We start from the raw sequence: 16581 nt of genomic DNA, 5'->3' as shown, positions 1-16581 counted from the left end.
GCCGGCGCGGCGTGCGGCTTGGCTGCGCCATGCGCGGCCGAAGTCGTAGAGCGAGGATTGCTGTCTCGCGTTCCGCCGCGAACGAACGACGCCCGCGCGGTGTTGCGTTCAGCCGCGCGTATCGACCCAGTTGCGGGCCCAGCGAGCCGAATGCTGCAGCGCCTGCCGTTCGCTCGGGAAGTAGTCGAGCGAATAGAACTGGTAGCGGCGATCGGCGCAGCGGCTGTCGATCGGCTCGAGCAGCAGGTTGGATGAATAACTGCCGTCGGGCAAGCGATGCGCCGAAGGCTGGATGGCATAGCCGTTGTACTGTTGTGTTTGGTTGTGTTGCATTTTGATTTTAATAATATTCGAGCGCGCGCATGCCGTGCTGAACGGGCGCGGATTTACGGCCGTTACTAGCTGAATCCGGCGCAATAAGAGCGCGCAAAAGAGAGTCGCCGGCCGACGAAAGCGCGAAACGCAACGACGCATGCGACGCGTGGCAGGCGGCCGAATCAACGGCCGCAGCCTGGCACCGAGCGCGTACGCTTCAGGAAGACGACGTGTCGTGGAGGGGCGCTGCGCCCCGCGTCCGTTCCCGGACGTCGGGCGCTTGAGACTTACAGCGGCTTGATGTTGGCCGCTTGCAGACCCTTCGGGCCCTGCTTCGTTTCGAAGCTCACTTTTTGATTTTCGGCGAGCGTTTTGAAGCCGTCGGCGCGGATTTCGGAGAAGTGAGCGAACAGGTCGTCACCGCCATTGTCCGGGGTGATGAAGCCGAAGCCTTTGCTGTCGTTGAACCATTTGACGATACCGGTATCCATGATGAATCCTTGAGCAGTAAATAGGAGATTTGCCCTGTTGTAGAGCGTTTGAAGCGTCAAGGAGAGAGAGGACAACGAATACCGCTGAGGGGCGAGACATTGATGAACAGCAATCGGACTTCTTGGACTTCGGTGCGTACACTAACCGCCGCGAATGCTTGAGTCAACGCTTATCTTGTAACTGTGTCGCCGGGCCGTCCGTTTTCGCTGCGACGCGATGTGGCATGTCGCATCGCGCACGCGTCGGCGGAGCGACAAACGCTTCGACCCTCGGCCGTCCTTTCAACCGAGAGCACACCGAAGGCGTGCGTCGCACGATCGCTGCATATCGACGCGCGCCGACATCCGACAGTCGGCCGCATGACCTGATTTCCTCGTCCGACAGGCCCGCCGCCCGAGCGCCGATCCTTATCGCTGCGGCAGATAAACGTATCGAAATCGCTTCGTTGACGCCGTCCGGCATGGGCTCGAAGATTCGCCTTTTCATCGAATCAGGGGCGCTATCGTGACGACTCCCGCCATCCACGCCGCAACAGCGGCGCGCGTCGGCCATCAGCCTGCACCGTCGTTCGAGGCCGCCGCGCAGCGGTTCGACATCATCCCGCTCGATGCGCCGGTCGGCGCAGAAGTCGTCGGGATCGACCTGTCGCAACCGCTGGACGCGGCCGCTTTCACACGCATCCATCGCGCGCATCTCGACCATCACGTGCTGGTGTTTCGCGACCAGCGCATCACGCCGGAACAGCACATCGCGTTCAGCCGCCGCTTCGGCCCGCTGCAGATCCACGTGCTGCACCAATTCGCGCTGGCCGGGCATCCGGAAGTGCTGATCGTGTCGAACATCGTCGAGAACGGCAAGCCGATCGGGCTCGGCGACGCCGGCCATTTCTGGCACTCCGATCTGTCGTACAAGGAAAAACCGAGCCTCGGCTCGCTGCTGCATGCGCAGGAACTGCCGGCCGAAGGCGGCGACACGCTGTTCGCCAACATGCATCTCGCATGGGATACGCTGCCGGCGCACCTGCGTCGCGCGGTCGAAGGGCGGCGCGCCGAACATACGTATCTCGCGCGCTATGCGGAGCTGCAGGCACGCAACCGGTGGCGGCCCGTGCTGTCGGCAGAGCAGCTTGCGCAAGTCGAAGCGGTGGTGCACCCGATCGTGCGCACGCATCCGGAGACGGGCCGCAAGGCGCTGTTCGTGAGCGAGCATTTCACGACACGCATCGTCGACCTGCCCGCCGACGAAAGCCGCGCATTGCTCGACGAACTGTTCGCGCACAGCGTGCGGGACGAGCACCTGTATCGCCATCGGTGGCGCGATCACGACCTCGTGTTCTGGGACAACCGCTCGCTGATGCATCTCGCGGCCGGCACGCCGGACCATCTGCGCCGCAAGCTGTACCGCACGACGATCGAAGGCGACGCGCCGTTCTGAGCGCCACGTTTCGTCCCGACGCCTCGTTTCTGCTGGAGTTCCGATGTCGTTTCCTGTTTCGCCGGCCCTGCGCCGCACGACCCGTTCTGCGCGCCGCGCCTTGGCCGTCACGCTCACCGCCGCGCTGGCGTTCGTGGTCGCCGGCACGCCGCGCCCCGCACACGCGGAAGGCCGCATCCGCATCGCCGAGCAGTTCGGCGTGGTCTACCTGATGCTGAACGTCGCGCGCGACCAGCAACTGATCGAGAAGGAGGGCCGCAAGGCCGGCGTCGACATCAAGGTCGACTGGGTGCGGCTGTCGGGCGGCGCGGCCGTGAACGACGCGCTGCTGTCGGGCGCAGTCGATATCGCCGGTGCAGGCGTCGGGCCGCTGTTGACCGTATGGGACCGCACGCGCGGGCGGCAAAACGTGAAGGGCGTCGCCTCGCTCGGCAATTTCCCGTACTACCTGGTCAGCACCAATCCGAACGTGAAGACGATCGCCGACTTGAGCGCCAAGGACCGTATCGCGGTGCCGGCCGTCGGCGTGTCGGTGCAGTCGCGCGTGCTGCAGTACGCGGCCGCGAAGCAGTGGGGCGACAAGCAGTTCGATCGTCTCGATGCGCTGACGCAGGCGATCCCGCACCCGGATGCAACGGCCGCGATCCTGGCGAACAGCAATGTGATCACCGGGCACTTCGGCAACCCGCCGTTCCAGGATCAGGAGCTCGCCGGCAATCCGAAGGTGCACATCGTGCTCAATTCCTACGATGTGCTCGGCGGCCCGAGTTCCGCGACGGTGCTGTATGCAACGGAGCAATTCCGCGACGCCAATCCGAAGACGTATCGCGCGTTCGTCGCGGCGCTCGCCGACGCCGCGCGCCAGATCGCAGCCGACCCCGAGCGCGCGGCCGACACGTACCTTCGCGTGAACGGTTCGAAGATCGATCGCGCGTTGTTGGTGAAGATCCTGCGCAATCCACAGGTGCAGTTCAAGACGGCTCCCGAGAACACGCTGAAGCTCGCGCAGTTCATGTATCGCACCGGCGCGATCCGCAACGAGCCGAAATCGTGGCGCGATTACTTCTTCGACGATCCGGCGACGGCCGGCGGTAGTTGATCCGGCGCCGAGCCGACGCTGCCGCGTCGCGATCGCCGCTTATGCGGCTGCGCGGTTTCGATATGCGCAATCGTTGGTTGGGCCGTGCGCCACACCGCCGTATGTTGATGATTTACCCGCGAGAGTTTCCATCGTGAACGCCACTTCTCCGTCGATCGGCTTGCCGCCGTACGCGATGCGCGGTGCGGCCGCATCGGCCGTCCATCCCGTCACCGACGCGCGCGACGCGTCCGCGCCTCAGGCCGCAGCGGCCGGCGCGTCCAGCGAGCGCCTGCTGGCGATCGAGCGCGTGAGCCTCGAATACCGGGCGGGCGCACGCATCGTGCGCGCGACCCATCAAGTCAGCTTCGACGTGTACGGCGGCGACCGTTTCGTGCTGCTCGGCCCGTCCGGCTGCGGAAAATCCACGTTGCTGAAGGCGATCGCGGGCTTCATCGAGCCCGTCTCGGGTTCGATCGCGCTCGACGGCCGGCCCGTGCACGGCCCGGGCCCCGATCGCATCGTCGTGTTCCAGGAATTCGACCAGTTGCCGCCGTGGAAGACGGTCGTCGAGAACGTCGCGTTTCCGTTGCGTGCTGCCGCGAAGCTGTCGCGGGCCGAAGCACGCGAGCGTGCGCTGCACTATCTCGACAAGGTCGGGCTCGCCGCGTTCGCCGATGCCTATCCGCATACGCTGTCCGGCGGCATGAAACAGCGCGTCGCGATCGCGCGTGCGTTGGCGATGCAACCGCGCGTGCTGCTGATGGACGAACCGTTCGCCGCGCTCGACGCGCTCACGCGGCGCAAGATGCAGGAAGAACTGCTGCGCCTCTGGGACGAATTCCGCTTCACGCTGCTGTTCGTCACGCATTCGATCGAGGAGGCGCTCGTGGTCGGCAACCGGATCCTGCTGCTGTCGCCGCATCCGGGACGCGTGCGCGCCGAGCTCAACAGCGACGAGCATTCGTTCGACAGCGTCGGTAGCGGCGACTTCCGCGCGAGCGTCGCCCGCATTCATCATCTGCTGTTCGATGCCGACGCGTTGGGCGAAACGCACGCCGCATCGACCACGGAGGCCACTGCATCATGACCACGATCGATCCTGTCCTGCCGCCGTTGCCGCCCGTTCGTGCCGAATACGTGCGCACGCTCGACGCGCTGCCCGAAGCCGCGCGTGCGGCGCCCGCGCCCCTGTTGCGCCGTATCGCCGGTGCGAGCGGCTTTCGCCGCGCGGTGATCGCGCTGGTGCTGATCGCCGTATGGGAAACCGTCGCGCGCATCGTCGCGAACGATTTGCTCGTACCGACCTTCGGCGCGACGCTCGTTGCGTTCGTGCAAGGCATCGCGTCGGGCGAACTGCTGGGGAAGACGGCCATCTCGATGTCGGTGCTGTTGCGCGGCTATGCGCTCGGCGTCCTGTTCGCGTTCGTGCTGACGTCGCTCGCGGTGTCGACGCGCGTCGGTCGCGATGTGCTGTCGATGCTCACGTCGATGTTCAATCCGCTGCCGTCGATCGCGTTGCTGCCGATTGCGTTGCTGTGGTTCGGGCTCGGCACCGGCAGCCTGCTGTTCGTGCTCGTGCACGCGGTGCTGTGGCCGCTCGCGCTCAGTATGTATACGGGCTTCGCCGGTGTGCCGGCCACGCTGAAGATGGCCGGGCGCAACTATGGGCTCAGCGGCCTGCGGCAGATCGCGCTGATCCTCGTGCCGGCCGCGCTGCCGTCGATCCTGTCCGGGTTGCGCGTCGGCTGGGCTTTCGCATGGCGCACGCTGATCGCGGCGGAACTCGTGTTCGGTGCGAGCGCCGGGCAGGGCGGGCTCGGCTGGTACATCTTCCAGAACCGCAACGAGCTGTATACCGACCGCGTATTCGCGGGTCTCGCGGCCGTCATCGTGATCGGGCTGCTCGTCGAGCATCTCGTCTTCGATACGCTCGAGCGCGTGACGGTGCGCCGCTGGGGCATCGCGCACTGATACGCATCGATCCGAGCGGGCATTCGCTGCGCCGGCGTCAACGCATGGTTGGGAACCGTGTCGGTTACCGACAACACGGCCGAGCTGGCCACATCGGCTTGCCCGAAACGGCGACGACGGCGTCGGGTCATGCATTCTGAAGTCCGGCGGCGAAATCGGCAGCGACGTATCGTCGATCGCACGGACCCGCAAATGACGACGTGTTGTCGCGCAGCTGACCGGCTGTCTGCGACCGGCGCGGCCGTCGGAAGCCGGCCGCGTTTGCATCGCATCACATCCGCGCAAGACGGTCCGTCACGTGTCTCGAGCGAGGCCGGCGGCCGCGTCGATGAACGGCTCGGCAAGCGGATCGCTCGCCGCTGCGACGTTGAGCCGTACCCACGGCGTCGCCTCGCCGTTCGGCCGGTATTCGCGCCCGGGCGCAAGGTCGAGCCCGAACGTGCGCGCGGTGTCGCACAGCAGCGCGGAATCTTCCACGCCGGGCACGCGCGCCCACACGAACATGCCGCCGCTCGGCTGTTCGAACACTTCCCAGCCCGCATGGCGTAATCGCGCCACCGCGTTGGCCGACGCCTGCGCGAGGCGCCGGCGCAGCCGTTCCAGATGCTTGCGATGCGTGCCACGCTCGAGCAGCGACGCGACGATGCTTTCCGCGAGCCGCGCGCCACCCATGCTCGTGAGCGCCTTCAGCTCGACGAGCGGCTTGATCAGCTCGGGCCGCGCGGCCAGGTAGCCGATCCGCAGCGACGACGACAAAGCCTTCGAAAACCCGCTCAGATAGATCACCCGTTCGAACTGATCGAGCGTCGCGAGCCGCTGCGACGGCGCCGCTTCGAAGTCCGCGTAGACGTCGTCCTCGACGAACGTGAAGTCGTGCCGATGCGCGAGCTGCAGCAGCCGGAACATCACCGGCGGCGCAATGTTCGTCGCCGTCGGGTTGTGGAACGCGGTATTGACGAAGAACAGCTTCGGACGATGTTCGCGCAGCAGCGCCTCGGTGATCTCGACGTCGGGCCCCGTCGCGCGGCGCGGCACACCGACGAGCTTCACGCCGTGCAACTTCAGCAGCCCGAACAGGTTGAAGTAACCGGGATCCTCGACGAATACCGTGTCGCCCGGCTTCAGCATCAGGCGCACGACGAGATCGAGCGCGTGGCTCGCGCTGTGCGTGACGAGAATCTGCTGCGGCTGCGCGTGGATGCCGAGTGGCGCGAGATGCCCGCTCAGGTACTGCCGCAGCAGCGGGTCACCTTGCGGCTGCGCATAGTCGACCAGGCTCGCCGCGTCGCTGCGCACGACGTGCCGTATGGCCTGGGCGATGCCGTCGACGTCGCGCCACGCAGCCGGCATGAAGCCGCTCGACAGCTTGAGGCGATCGTCGGTCGACGCGAATTGCTCGAGGATGTGGCCGGATTCTTCCTCGGCGATCTGCGGATCCGTGCCGCCGACCGGCGCGCTGCGGTCGAACCGGTCGGTCACGTAGAAGCCCGCGCCGTGACGCGGCTGGATCAGGCCGCGGGCCGCGAGCGTGTCGTATGCCTCGATGACGGGGAAGCGGCTGATCTGCTGGTCGGCCGCCATCTTGCGGATCGACGGCAGTTTTACGCCGCTGCGCAAATGTCGCGAGCGAATCATCTGTTCGAGCTGGCGAGCGAGTTGCTCGTTGAGCGGGACGCCGGTCGTCGTATCGAGCGCGAGTTTCATTTGACACCATCGTCAGGAAGGGCGGGCAAAGTGTTCGGCGAAATGCCCGAACACTTTGATGGTGATTGTTTGGTTGTGTTCATTCCGGTGAGCGGATTCTAGTCGAATAATCGCTACCGCAGGCGTTCGGTGGGGCCGCTGTCGAACCGTAGCGGCTAGGGCGATCACATGCGCGAAATCGGGCTGTTCCGAATGGAAAAGGCGGTACGCCCATGCGCCTCGGTAACACCCATGTTTTCAACGTCGCGATGAGCGTGCCGCTGGTCGTCTCGCGGGTGCCGGCACTGCACGGCGTGGTCGTGAAGGAGGGCGCGACGCCGCCGCTCCGCATCGGTTCGGCCTGTCATCGGGCCGTGCGCTGTCTCGACCGAGAACGCCGGGACGAGCGCCTGTAAGGGCGGCGTGAGCCGCGGAGGTGGATTTCCGACGGGAAGAAAACTCGATCACGGTTGTTTCACACGAGCACGGCGGCGCGCAGCGGAACGGCCGCGCGTGGCGATGAGCACAAGGACCCTTAGATGAATCTCGCGCACTTCTCCAGCTTCGGCGTCGCGGTCGCCGTCTACCTGATCGGCACGGCGATGCCTGGGCCGGGCAACCTGTCGATCGCGAACGCGTCGCTCAACTACGGACGCATGCCGGGCCTCGCGACGGCGGCCGGCGTGATCTCGGGCTCGCTGTGCTGGGGCGTGACCGCGGCGGCCGGCGTGTCGGCGATGCTGTTGTCGTACCGGCCGCTGCTCATGTGGCTCAAGATCCTCGGCGCGCTCTATCTGCTGTGGCTCGCGCACAAGGCGGTTCGGACGGCGTTCTCGTCGCGCGATCCGATGAAGGCGGCCACGCAGACGCGACGCGGCGGCGCGGCGGTGTTTTATCTGCAGGGACTCGGCATCCACCTCACCAACCCGAAGGCGATTCTGTCGTGGTTGACGGTGACGACGCTCGGTTTGTCGGCGAACTCGCCGGCGTGGACGAGCTTCATGCTCGTCGCCGGTTGCGCGACGCTCGGCTGCATCGTGTTCACGACGTACGCGCTTGCGTTCTCGTCGCATTCGGCCGGGCCGTTCTTCACGCGCACGCGCAAGCCGTTCGGTCTGTTTTGCGGCGCGTTCTATTGTGTGCTCGCGGCGGGTTTCATTCGTTCGATCGCCTGGCAGTGACGTGGCGGCCCGTGATCACGCAATCGGCCGACCCGTCGCCGGATCTGCCGGCTCGTCAATTCCAGCCATTCGGCTGCACGCCACGGCTTGAGCTCGCCGTTACGTCCTGAATGATCTTGAATCGGTCCAGTTCGCGCATCGTCATCGAGATCCGCTCCGTTGCAGCCATCGCAGCCTCCGACGCCGGGAAATCGGCAGCCGGACAGCTTACGCGCCCGAAAGCGGACATTTCTAAATGGCTAGAACACGACATTTCTAAAAAGCTACTACATCGCTCAGATTGATAATTCACGTTATGTAAAGTCTAAAATAGGCAACTCAAACCCAGCACCACCAACCACCGCTCAACCGCGCGCCGCGCGAAACGCGGCGCGCGCACGGCATCACCTGACCATCAAACCGCCATCACCGTCACCGACTTCGTGACGAGATACGGTTCGAGCGCTTCCGGCCCGCCTTCCGACCCATAGCCCGAATCCTTGACGCCACCGAACGGCATTTCCGGCCACGGCGTAGCCGGCTGGTTGATCCACAGCATCCCGACTTCGAGTCGCTGCGTCAGCAGATGCACGTTCGCGAACGAACGCGTGAACGCGTAGCCGGCCAGCCCGAACGGCAGACGGTTCGCTTCCGAGATCGCATCCTCGAGCTTGTCGAAGCCGCGAATCGCAGCAACGGGGCCGAACGGCTCGTTGTTGAACACGTCGGCTTCGAGCGGCACGTTCGCGATCACGGTCGGCGCGAAGAAGTTGCCTTCCGAGCCGATCCGCTCGCCGCCGGTCTCGATGCTCGCGCCGACCTTGCGCGCGTTCTCGACGACCGACGCCATCGCGGTCAGCCGGCGCGGATTCGCCAGCGCGCCGAGCGTCGTGCCTTCGTCGAGACCGTTGCCGATCTTGAGCCCCTGCGCATGCGCAACCAGCGCACGCGTGAATTCGTCGCGGATGCTGTTGTGCACGAGGAAACGCGTCGGCGAGATGCACACCTGGCCCGCGTTGCGGAACTTCGCGCCACCGGCAGCCTTCACCGCGAGCGCGACGTCCGCATCCTCGGCGACAATCACCGGTGCGTGGCCGCCCAGCTCCATCGTCGCGCGCTTCATGTGCTGGCCGGCCAGCGCCGCCAGCTGCTTGCCGACCGGTGTCGAACCCGTGAACGTCACCTTGCGGATCACCGGATGCGGAATCAGATACGACGAGATTTCCGCGGGATCGCCGTACACGAGACCGACGACGCCCGCAGGCACACCGGCGTCGACGAACGCGCGCAACAGCGCAGCCGGCGATGCCGGCGTCTCCTCCGGCGCCTTCACGAGGAACGAGCAGCCGGTCGCGAGCGCCGCGCACAGCTTGCGCACGACCTGGTTGACCGGGAAGTTCCACGGCGTGAACGCCGCGACCGGACCGACCGGCTCCTTCACGACCATCTGCTGCGCGCCGAGATTGCGCGGCGGCACGATGCGGCCGTACACGCGGCGGCCTTCGTCGGCGAACCATTCGATGATGTCGGCTGCCGACAGTACCTCGATGCGCGCTTCCGTCAGCGGCTTGCCTTGCTCCTGCGTCATCAGTTGCGCGATCGCATCGGCGCGCTCGCGCACCAGCGCGGCGGCCTTGCGCATCGTCGCCGCGCGCTCGTGCGCGGGCACCTTGCGCCACGCTTCGAAGCCGCGCTGTGCCGCGGCAAGCGCGCGGTCGAGATCGGCGATGCCCGCGTGGGCCACCTTGCCGATCGCCTTGCCGGTCGCCGGGTTCACGACGTCGATCGTCTTGCCGCTCGCGGCGTCGACCCACTCGCCGTCGATCAGCAGTTGTGTATCCGTATAAGTCACGTTAGCCATCCAGACACCCCTACTTTGCGTCGATAAATCGCGCGCTGCCGCGAACGGCCGCGCGCCGGTTGACAGAAAAAGCCGCGCTACCGCGCGCGGCATGCGGCAGCTCGACGACAGGCACGCGGTACGCGCGCCCGTCGTGGTTCGCCGCACCCGGCCGGGCTCAACGCGCGGCCGCCGTCGCCTTGCGGAGTTTCGCGACCTCCGCAGCCTGCACGGCCGGCGCGCCGTTGTTCCAGCCTGCGCGCATGAACGTCAGCACATCGGCGATCTGCCGGTCGTTCAACTGGTCCGCGAACGCCGGCATCGGATACGCCGACGGCACGCCGCCGATGACGAGCGTGTCGCTTCCGTTCAGCGTCACGTTGATCAGCGACGACGCATCGGCTTCGAGCACGTTCGGGTTGCCGGCGATCGGCGCGAGCAGCGGCGCATAACCGCGACCGTCGGCGCCATGGCAATGCAGGCAGTAAGCGTTATACACCTTCGCGCCCGGATCGTTCGCCGGCCGACCCAGCGCGACCTGCGTCGCCTTGGGATCGTAGCTGTAAGGCGGCGCACCCGTGCCGCCCGCCGCCGGCAACGATTTGAGGTAGCGCGAGATCGCCGCCAGATCGTCGTCGCTCAGCGCCTGCGTGCTGTGGTTGATCACGCCGACCATCGCGCCGAATGCGGTCGCATGCCGGTTCGCGCCGGTCTTCAGGAACTGCGCGACCTCGGCGTCGCTCCAGCGGCCGAGCCCGGTATTGGGCTCCGCCGTCAGGTTCGACGCGAACCAGTTGTCGAGCGCCGCACCGGACAGGAACGCACTGCCGCCCTCGTCCAGCGCCTTTTCCTGGAAGCCGACGCCGCGCGGCGTATGGCACGACCCGCAATGGCCGAGACCCTGCACGAGATACGCGCCGCGATTCCACGCCGCATCCTTGGCCGGCTTGTCGGTGTACGGCGTCGTGTCGAGGAACACGGCGTTCCACAGCGCCAGCGGCCAGCGCATGTTGAGCGGCCACGGAATGTCGGAAGCACGATTGGCCTGCTTCACCGGCTCGACGCCGTGCATGAAGTACGCGTACAAAGCCTTCACGTCGTCGTCGCGCAGTTTCGCGTACGACGGATACGGCATCGCCGGATACAGCCGATGGCCGTCCTTCGCGACGCCCGAGCGCAGCGCGGCCGCGAACTGCGCCTCCGTGTAGCCGCCGATGCCGGTGTCCGGGTCGGGCGTGATGTTGGTCGTGTAGATCGCGCCCATCGGCGTGGCCATCTTCAGGCCGCCGGCGAACGGCGCGCCGCGCGGCGCGGTATGGCACGCGATGCAGTCGCCGGCTTTCGCGAGATACGCGCCGCGCTCGACGAGCGCGCTGTCGGCCGGCGCGGCCGTCGCGGCGCGCGCCGCGAACGGCGTCAGCGCGGCAAGCGCCAGCAGCGACGCACCGAGCATGCGCACGGCACGATTCACGGGATTCAGAGACAGATTTTGCATGGTTCGTTCTCCCGTCAGGCCGTCTTCAGCTGGCCGCCGACCGGCAGCTTGCGCAGCCGCTTGCCGGTTGCCGCGAAGATCGCGTTCGCGACGGCCGCCGCGGTGGCCGCGGTGCCCGGTTCGCCGATGCCGCCCGGCGCCTCGGCGCTCTTGACGAGGTGAACCTCGATCGGCGGCGTCTCGTTGATGCGCAGCACCCGGTAATCGTTGAAGTTGCTCTGCACGACGCGCCCGTCCTTGATCGTGATCTCGCCGTACAACGCCCCGGTGATCCCGAAGATGATGCCGCCCTGCACCTGCGCCTCGATCGTGCTCGGGTTCACCACCATCCCGCAGTCGACCGCACACACGGCGCGCTTGACCTGCACTTCGCCGTCCTCCACCGCGACGTCGATCACGATCGAGAAGAAGCTGCCGAACGCGTGCATCACCGACACGCCGCGCCCTTGCCCCTTCGGCAACGGCGAACCCCATCCGGCCGCCTTGGTCGCGACGTCGAGCACGTTGCGCGCGCGCGGCGTCTTGCCGAGCAGCGCGCGGCGGTATTGCGCGGGATCGGTGCTGGTCTGCGCGGCGAGTTCGTCGATGAAGCTCTCGACCACGAACGTGCTGCGGGTCGGGCCGACGCCGCGCCAGAACGCGGTCGGCACGTGGCGCGGCTCCTGGCGCACGTAGTCGACGAGCTGATTCGGCAGGTCGTACGGCAGATCCGCCGCCACCTCGACCGCATCGGGATCGACGCCGTTGCGGAACGCCGGCGGCGCGAAGCGGGCAAGAATCGACGAGCCGACGATCCGGTGCTGCCATGCCACCGGCTTGCCGTTCGCGTCCAGGCCGGCCGAGATCTTGTCGTAGTAGTACGGGCGATACATGTCGTGCTGGATGTCTTCCTCGCGCGTCCACACGACCTTCACCGGCGCGTTCACCTGCTTCGCGATCTTCACCGCCTGCGCGACCATGTCCGTCTCGAGCCGACGGCCGAAACCGCCGCCGAGCAGATGGTTGTGCACGACGATCCGCTCGGGCGCCAGGCCCGTCAGACCGTGCACGGTGTCGCGCACGCGCGTCGGCACCTGCGTGCCGACCCACACGTCGCAGCCATCGCCGCGCACGTGCACCGTGCAGTTGACCGGCTCCATCGTCGCGTGCGCGAGCAACGGTTGCTCGTAGACGGCATCGATGCGCGTCTTCGCGTGCGCGAACGCGTTGCCGACGTCGCCCTCCTTGCGCGCGACCGCGCCCTTGCCGTTCGCGGCGGCGTGTGCGAGATCGGCGACGATGTCCTGCGTCGACACCTTCGCGTCGGCACCCTCGTTCCACTTGACGACCAGCGCGGACGCGCCGCGCTTGGCGGCCCACGTGTGGTCGCCGACGACCGCGACCGCGTCGTCGGCGCGCACCACCTGGCGCACGCCGGGAATCTTCTTGGCGGCCGTAGCGTCGACGCTCGCGACGGTCCCGCCGAACACCGGGCTGTTCACGATCACCGCGTACAGCATGCCGGGCAGCCTCACGTCGAGCCCGAACTGCGCGGTGCCGTCGACCTTCTCCGGCGAATCGAGCCGCTTCACCGGCTTGCCGATCAGCTTGAAATCGGCCGGCTTCTTCAGCGCGACGTCCTTCGGCACCGGCAGCTTCGCTGCGGCGTCCGCAAGCTGGCCATACGATGCGCGCCGGCCGCTCGGCGGGTGCCGCACTTCGCCATTTTCCGCGCGGCATGCGGCCGGATCGACGCTCCATTGCTTCGCTGCGGCAGACACCAGCAACGTGCGCGCGGTCGCGCCGGCGCGCCGCAGCGGCTCCCACGCATAGCGCACCGACGTCGAGCCGCCGGTCAGCTGGCCGCCGAGCAGCGGATCGGAGAACAGCTTCTCGTTCGGCGGCGCATGGTCGAGCGTGACGCTCGACAGCGGCACCTCGAGCTCCTCGGCGATCAGCATCGGCAGCGCCGTGTAGACGCCCTGTCCCATCTCGACCTTCGGCATCACGAGCGTGACCTGGCCGGCGCGATCGATCTGCACGAACGCGTTCGGCGCGAATACGCCTGGGCGCGCGGGTTCATCCGCGTCGCCGCCGATCACCGAGCGCCGCGCTTCGCCGCCCGCCGCCGGCATGCTGAAGCCGAGCAGCAGGCCACCGCCCGCGGCCGCGCCGAGCGACATGCCGGCCTTCAGAAACGAACGGCGCGACACGCGCGCGCCGACCCGCCCTGCTTCGATCAGTCCTCGCGACATCTCAGCCTCCGTTCGCGGCGTGTTTGACCGCTGCGCGAATCCGGTTGTAGGTGCCGCAGCGGCAGATGTTGCCTGCCATCGCCGCGTCGATGTCGGCGTCGCTCGGATGCGGGTTCGACGCGATCAGCGCGGTGGCCGCCATCACCTGCCCGGACTGGCAATAGCCGCACTGCACCACGTCGAGCTCGCGCCATGCTTCCTGCACCTTCTGGCCGGCCGGCGTTGCGCCGACGGCTTCGATCGTCGTGATCTTGCGGCCGGCGACGGCTGCGACCGGCAGCACGCACGAACGCGCCGCGACGCCGTCGAGATGCACGGTGCATGCGCCGCACTGCGCGATGCCGCAACCGAATTTCGTGCCGGTGAGGCCGACGACGTCGCGCAGCACCCACAGCAGGGGCATGTCGTCAGGCGCGTCGACCGTGCGGCTTTCGCCGTTGATATTGAGGGTGACCATTCAGCCTCCGGGGCCGGTTTATTGGGGAGACGGCGCGGATGATCTGCTGCGCCGCGTTATTGTCGTCATTGCCGCTGCGTGATGCGCAGCGGCTGCCGTGCGGCTCGGGGCGGGAGGCGAGCCGCACGGGTGCTGCTGCGGCGTCAGTCGGCCACGTCGAGGCCGGCCAGCACCTTGATGACCGGCGGCGCCGAGAACCAGTCCGCCGACTTCGTCCGGAACTGCGTGAAGTGCGGGCTGGCGAGGTGCGCATCGAATGCGGCCTGGTCGTCGTAGACCTCGTACAGGTGCAGGTTCGGCGAACCGTCCTGCTCGCGGAACAGGTCGTAGCGGCGGTTGCCCGGCTCGACCCGCGTCTTCGCGACCATGCTGCGCAATTCGGCCTCGGCAGCCTGGAAGTGTTCGGGTTTCACGAACAATGAAGCAATCACGTGTAGCGCCATCTTTCACTCCTTTGGAAACGGAAACGAGCATGCCACAAGCCGGCGTTGCGCGACGCCAGCGTGCAGTGGGGGGGCGGCTGCGGTGTCAGTCGAGCTGGTCTGGGCCGACACGCACGACGACCTTGCCGAAGTTCTTGCCGGCGAGCAAGCCGATCAGCGCCTGCGGCGCTTCGGTGAGATCGGGGACGACGTCCTCGAGCGTCTTCACCTTGCCTTGCGCGACCCATTCGCTCATCTCCTTCAGGAACGGGGCGTAGCCGGTCGCATAGTGGTCGAGAATGATGAAGCCCTGCATGCGGATGCGCTTGCGCAGGATCGTCCCCATCAGCGCCGGCACGCGATCGCGGCCGGCCGATACGGCGGTGTCGTCGTATGCCGCGTCGTTGTAATGCGCGATGATGCCGCACACGGGCACACGCGCGTGATCGTTGAGCAGCGGCCATACCGCGTCGAACACGGCGCCGCCGACGTTCTCGAAATAGACGTCGATGCCGTCCGGACAGGCATCCTTCAGCCGCGCGGCGAATTGCGGATCGCGGTGATCGACGCAGGCGTCGAAGCCGAGCGTGTCCTTGACGTACGCGACCTTCTCCGCGCCGCCCGCGACGCCGACCACCCGGCAACCCTTCAGCTTCGCGATCTGGCCGACCACCGAGCCGACCGCGCCGCTCGCCGCGGCCACGACCACGGTTTCGCCGGCCTTCGGTTCGCCGATGCTCAGCAGCCCCGTGTACGCGGTGAAGCCCGGCATGCCGAGCACGCCGAGCGCATATGACGGATGCGCGAAGTCGCGGCCGAGCGGGATGAGGTCGCGGCCGTCGGACAGCGCATAGTCCTGCCAGCCGCTGCCCGCGACGACCAGATCGCCTTCGCGATACGCGGGCAGGTTCGATGCGACGACGCGGCTGACCGTGCCGCCGACCATCACGTCGCCGAGCGCCACCGGCGGCGCATACGACGGCGCGTCGCTCATGCGGCCGCGCATGTACGGATCGAGCGACAACCAGACGGTGCGCAACAGCACTTGGCCGGCGCCGGGCACCGGCACGTCGGCGGTTTCGACACGGAAGTCATTCGCGGTGGGTGCGCCGACCGGGCGCGCGTTTAGGACGATTCTGCGGTTTGCTGTGTTGCTTTGCGGCATGGGAACCTCCGTCAACAGGTTGGCAAGTGCGGGTTGGCAGTTGCGATTGGCAGGATCGGATCGGTGGCCGATGCGGCGACGTCGTCGGCGAAGCCGCGGCCATCGGGATCGAGCAATGAGATTTCGGTTTAGTAGACCAGTCGTCTAGCGTTGGAGCAAAAACAAGGCGCGCCAGTGCGCGCCTGCATCACACCTGCGTCCCCTCGTCCGTGACGGGTGGCAGGTTCAGCATCCGTCGGGTTTCGCGCATCGCGTGTTCGAGCGGCTTGCGGTTGCGGTGAATCTTTTCCAGCAGCGTTGCGCCGAGCCACAGTTCGTAGAGAGTCGCGGCCGTGTGCGCGGGATCGTCGACGCCGTGCAGCGAACCGTCGGCCAATGCTGCGTCGATGCCGCCCGCGATCCGCTCGATGATCTGGCCGGTGCCGCGCCGCAGGACCGCGCGCATCGCCTCCGACAGATCGGACACCTCGGCGCCGAGCTTCACGGCCAGGCATTTGCCTTCAAGATCGTCCGCGCACTGCGTGTGTAGCCAGTTGCCCCAATACGTCATCAGGCGCTGCGCGCCGGTGCCTTCGTGATGCTTGAGCAGGTTGTCGAGATGCGCCAGATAGCCGTCGAAATACGCGTCGAGCAGCGCTTCGCCGAACGCCTCCTTCGAGCCGAAATAATGGTAGAACGAGCCCTTCGGGATGCCCGCCGCGGCGAGAATCTCGTTCAGACCGACCGCCGAAAACCCCTTGTGGAGCATGATCGGCTTCGCGATGTTCAGGATGTGCTGGCGGACTTCCGCGCCCGAAGATGCATTCATGATGGCGTATCTTAGCAACGATTA

Annotated in this window: 17 protein-coding genes and 1 pseudogene; 7 read left to right on the top strand and 11 right to left on the bottom strand. The window is 66.9% G+C overall.

The window, feature by feature from the left end; genetic code table 11:
* Positions 1 to 108: 108 nt before the first annotated feature.
* Together MBR110_RS18785 and MBR110_RS18780 are read right to left on the bottom strand one after the other, a co-directional pair.
* Positions 109 to 333 carry a hypothetical protein gene (locus MBR110_RS18785; protein ID WP_011882255.1) on the bottom strand — a complete coding sequence of 75 codons (225 nt, stop codon included), beginning with the start codon at positions 331 to 333 and terminating at the stop codon, positions 109 to 111.
* Positions 334 to 602: 269 nt separating this feature from the next.
* On the bottom strand, positions 603 to 806 hold the full coding sequence (locus MBR110_RS18780) for a cold-shock protein (protein ID WP_006485974.1): 204 nt from the start codon (positions 804 to 806) through the stop codon (positions 603 to 605).
* A gap of 224 nt (positions 807 to 1030) precedes the next feature.
* On the opposite strand from MBR110_RS18780, the gene MBR110_RS18775 reads away from it, so the two are divergent.
* The 5 genes from MBR110_RS18775 (at position 1031) to MBR110_RS18755 (ending at position 5293) form a co-directional block, all read left to right on the top strand.
* Positions 1031 to 1315: a hypothetical protein gene (locus MBR110_RS18775; protein ID WP_124259677.1), complete on the top strand. Its 285-nt coding sequence runs from the start codon at positions 1031 to 1033 to the stop codon at positions 1313 to 1315.
* Positions 1312 to 2241, top strand: coding sequence for a TauD/TfdA dioxygenase family protein (locus MBR110_RS18770; protein WP_034195078.1), 930 nt, complete (start codon positions 1312 to 1314; stop codon positions 2239 to 2241). Before MBR110_RS18775 ends, MBR110_RS18770 begins: the two co-directional genes overlap by 4 nt.
* 43 nt (positions 2242 to 2284) lie before the next feature.
* Entirely contained in the window at positions 2285 to 3340 is a 1056-nt protein-coding gene (locus tag MBR110_RS18765) for an ABC transporter substrate-binding protein (RefSeq protein WP_059559674.1), read from the top strand.
* Between the two features lie 73 nt (positions 3341 to 3413).
* Positions 3414 to 4409, top strand: coding sequence for an ABC transporter ATP-binding protein (locus MBR110_RS18760; protein ID WP_059464110.1), 996 nt, complete (start codon positions 3414 to 3416; stop codon positions 4407 to 4409).
* Positions 4406 to 5293 (top strand): ABC transporter permease, encoded by an 888-nt coding sequence (locus MBR110_RS18755; protein ID WP_175899078.1) that lies wholly within the window; start codon positions 4406 to 4408, stop codon positions 5291 to 5293. Before MBR110_RS18760 ends, MBR110_RS18755 begins: the two co-directional genes overlap by 4 nt.
* A 294-nt stretch (positions 5294 to 5587) precedes the next feature.
* Here the strand turns inward: MBR110_RS18755 and MBR110_RS18750 are convergent, their stop codons facing one another.
* Positions 5588 to 6997 (bottom strand): aminotransferase-like domain-containing protein, encoded by a 1410-nt coding sequence (locus MBR110_RS18750; RefSeq protein WP_181709471.1) that lies wholly within the window; start codon positions 6995 to 6997, stop codon positions 5588 to 5590.
* 212 nt (positions 6998 to 7209) lie between these two features.
* Between MBR110_RS18750 and MBR110_RS18745 the strand changes: the two genes are divergently transcribed.
* Positions 7210 to 7392 (top strand): hypothetical protein, encoded by a 183-nt coding sequence (locus tag MBR110_RS18745; RefSeq protein ID WP_014724869.1) that lies wholly within the window; start codon positions 7210 to 7212, stop codon positions 7390 to 7392.
* 123 nt (positions 7393 to 7515) lie between these two features.
* A complete protein-coding gene (locus MBR110_RS18740; RefSeq protein WP_011882249.1) occupies positions 7516 to 8157 on the top strand; it encodes a LysE family translocator in 642 nt (213 codons plus the stop codon).
* A gap of 5 nt (positions 8158 to 8162) precedes the next feature.
* Here MBR110_RS18740 and MBR110_RS32515 read toward each other — a convergent pair.
* From MBR110_RS32515 to MBR110_RS18700, 8 genes and pseudogenes are all read right to left on the bottom strand, one after another.
* A pseudogene (locus MBR110_RS32515) lies at positions 8163 to 8326 on the bottom strand (ISNCY family transposase); the annotation flags it as partial.
* 225 nt (positions 8327 to 8551) lie between these two features.
* Positions 8552 to 9997 carry an NAD-dependent succinate-semialdehyde dehydrogenase gene (locus MBR110_RS18730; RefSeq protein ID WP_011882248.1) on the bottom strand — a complete coding sequence of 482 codons (1446 nt, stop codon included), beginning with the start codon at positions 9995 to 9997 and terminating at the stop codon, positions 8552 to 8554.
* A gap of 157 nt (positions 9998 to 10154) precedes the next feature.
* Positions 10155 to 11471: a c-type cytochrome gene (locus MBR110_RS18725; protein ID WP_011882247.1), complete on the bottom strand. Its 1317-nt coding sequence runs from the start codon at positions 11469 to 11471 to the stop codon at positions 10155 to 10157.
* 14 nt (positions 11472 to 11485) lie between these two features.
* On the bottom strand, positions 11486 to 13705 hold the full coding sequence (locus tag MBR110_RS18720; RefSeq protein ID WP_059621685.1) for a xanthine dehydrogenase family protein molybdopterin-binding subunit: 2220 nt from the start codon (positions 13703 to 13705) through the stop codon (positions 11486 to 11488).
* A 1-nt stretch (position 13706) separates the two neighbouring features.
* Positions 13707 to 14162, bottom strand: coding sequence for a (2Fe-2S)-binding protein (locus tag MBR110_RS18715; RefSeq protein WP_011882245.1), 456 nt, complete (start codon positions 14160 to 14162; stop codon positions 13707 to 13709).
* A gap of 143 nt (positions 14163 to 14305) precedes the next feature.
* Positions 14306 to 14605, bottom strand: a complete 300-nt coding sequence (locus MBR110_RS18710) for a putative quinol monooxygenase (RefSeq protein ID WP_011882244.1) — start codon at positions 14603 to 14605, stop codon at positions 14306 to 14308.
* 85 nt (positions 14606 to 14690) lie between these two features.
* Complete coding sequence (locus MBR110_RS18705; protein WP_014724874.1) at positions 14691 to 15749, bottom strand: NADP-dependent oxidoreductase; 1059 nt, start codon at positions 15747 to 15749, stop codon at positions 14691 to 14693.
* A gap of 187 nt (positions 15750 to 15936) precedes the next feature.
* Positions 15937 to 16557: a TetR/AcrR family transcriptional regulator gene (locus tag MBR110_RS18700; RefSeq protein ID WP_014724875.1), complete on the bottom strand. Its 621-nt coding sequence runs from the start codon at positions 16555 to 16557 to the stop codon at positions 15937 to 15939.
* Positions 16558 to 16581 lie beyond the last annotated feature (24 nt).

The sequence above is a fragment of the Burkholderia sp. MBR-1 genome (genome assembly GCF_013822785.1).
GTDB classification, from domain to species: Bacteria; Pseudomonadota; Gammaproteobacteria; order Burkholderiales; family Burkholderiaceae; genus Burkholderia; species Burkholderia vietnamiensis.
This window is presented reverse-complemented; position numbering and strand designations above follow the sequence as displayed.

Excerpts from the sequence above, each read along its gene's own strand:
- MBR110_RS18785 (WP_011882255.1), bottom strand. The coding sequence starts at position 333 with ATGCAACACAACCAAACACAACAGTACAACGGCTATGCCATCCAGCCT.
- MBR110_RS18755 (WP_175899078.1), top strand. The coding sequence starts at position 4,406 with ATGACCACGATCGATCCTGTCCTGCCGCCGTTGCCGCCCGTTCGTGCC.
- MBR110_RS18745 (WP_014724869.1), top strand. The coding sequence starts at position 7,210 with ATGCGCCTCGGTAACACCCATGTTTTCAACGTCGCGATGAGCGTGCCG.
- MBR110_RS18780 (WP_006485974.1), bottom strand. The coding sequence starts at position 806 with ATGGATACCGGTATCGTCAAATGGTTCAACGACAGCAAAGGCTTCGGC.
- MBR110_RS18750 (WP_181709471.1), bottom strand. The coding sequence starts at position 6,997 with ATGAAACTCGCGCTCGATACGACGACCGGCGTCCCGCTCAACGAGCAA.
- MBR110_RS18710 (WP_011882244.1), bottom strand. The coding sequence starts at position 14,605 with ATGGCGCTACACGTGATTGCTTCATTGTTCGTGAAACCCGAACACTTC.
- MBR110_RS18715 (WP_011882245.1), bottom strand. The coding sequence starts at position 14,162 with ATGGTCACCCTCAATATCAACGGCGAAAGCCGCACGGTCGACGCGCCT.
- MBR110_RS18720 (WP_059621685.1), bottom strand. The coding sequence starts at position 13,705 with ATGTCGCGAGGACTGATCGAAGCAGGGCGGGTCGGCGCGCGCGTGTCG.
- MBR110_RS18725 (WP_011882247.1), bottom strand. The coding sequence starts at position 11,471 with ATGCAAAATCTGTCTCTGAATCCCGTGAATCGTGCCGTGCGCATGCTC.
- MBR110_RS18705 (WP_014724874.1), bottom strand. The coding sequence starts at position 15,749 with ATGCCGCAAAGCAACACAGCAAACCGCAGAATCGTCCTAAACGCGCGC.
- MBR110_RS18700 (WP_014724875.1), bottom strand. The coding sequence starts at position 16,557 with ATGAATGCATCTTCGGGCGCGGAAGTCCGCCAGCACATCCTGAACATC.
- MBR110_RS18765 (WP_059559674.1), top strand. The coding sequence starts at position 2,285 with ATGTCGTTTCCTGTTTCGCCGGCCCTGCGCCGCACGACCCGTTCTGCG.
- MBR110_RS18740 (WP_011882249.1), top strand. The coding sequence starts at position 7,516 with ATGAATCTCGCGCACTTCTCCAGCTTCGGCGTCGCGGTCGCCGTCTAC.
- MBR110_RS18775 (WP_124259677.1), top strand. The coding sequence starts at position 1,031 with ATGTCGCATCGCGCACGCGTCGGCGGAGCGACAAACGCTTCGACCCTC.
- MBR110_RS18730 (WP_011882248.1), bottom strand. The coding sequence starts at position 9,997 with ATGGCTAACGTGACTTATACGGATACACAACTGCTGATCGACGGCGAG.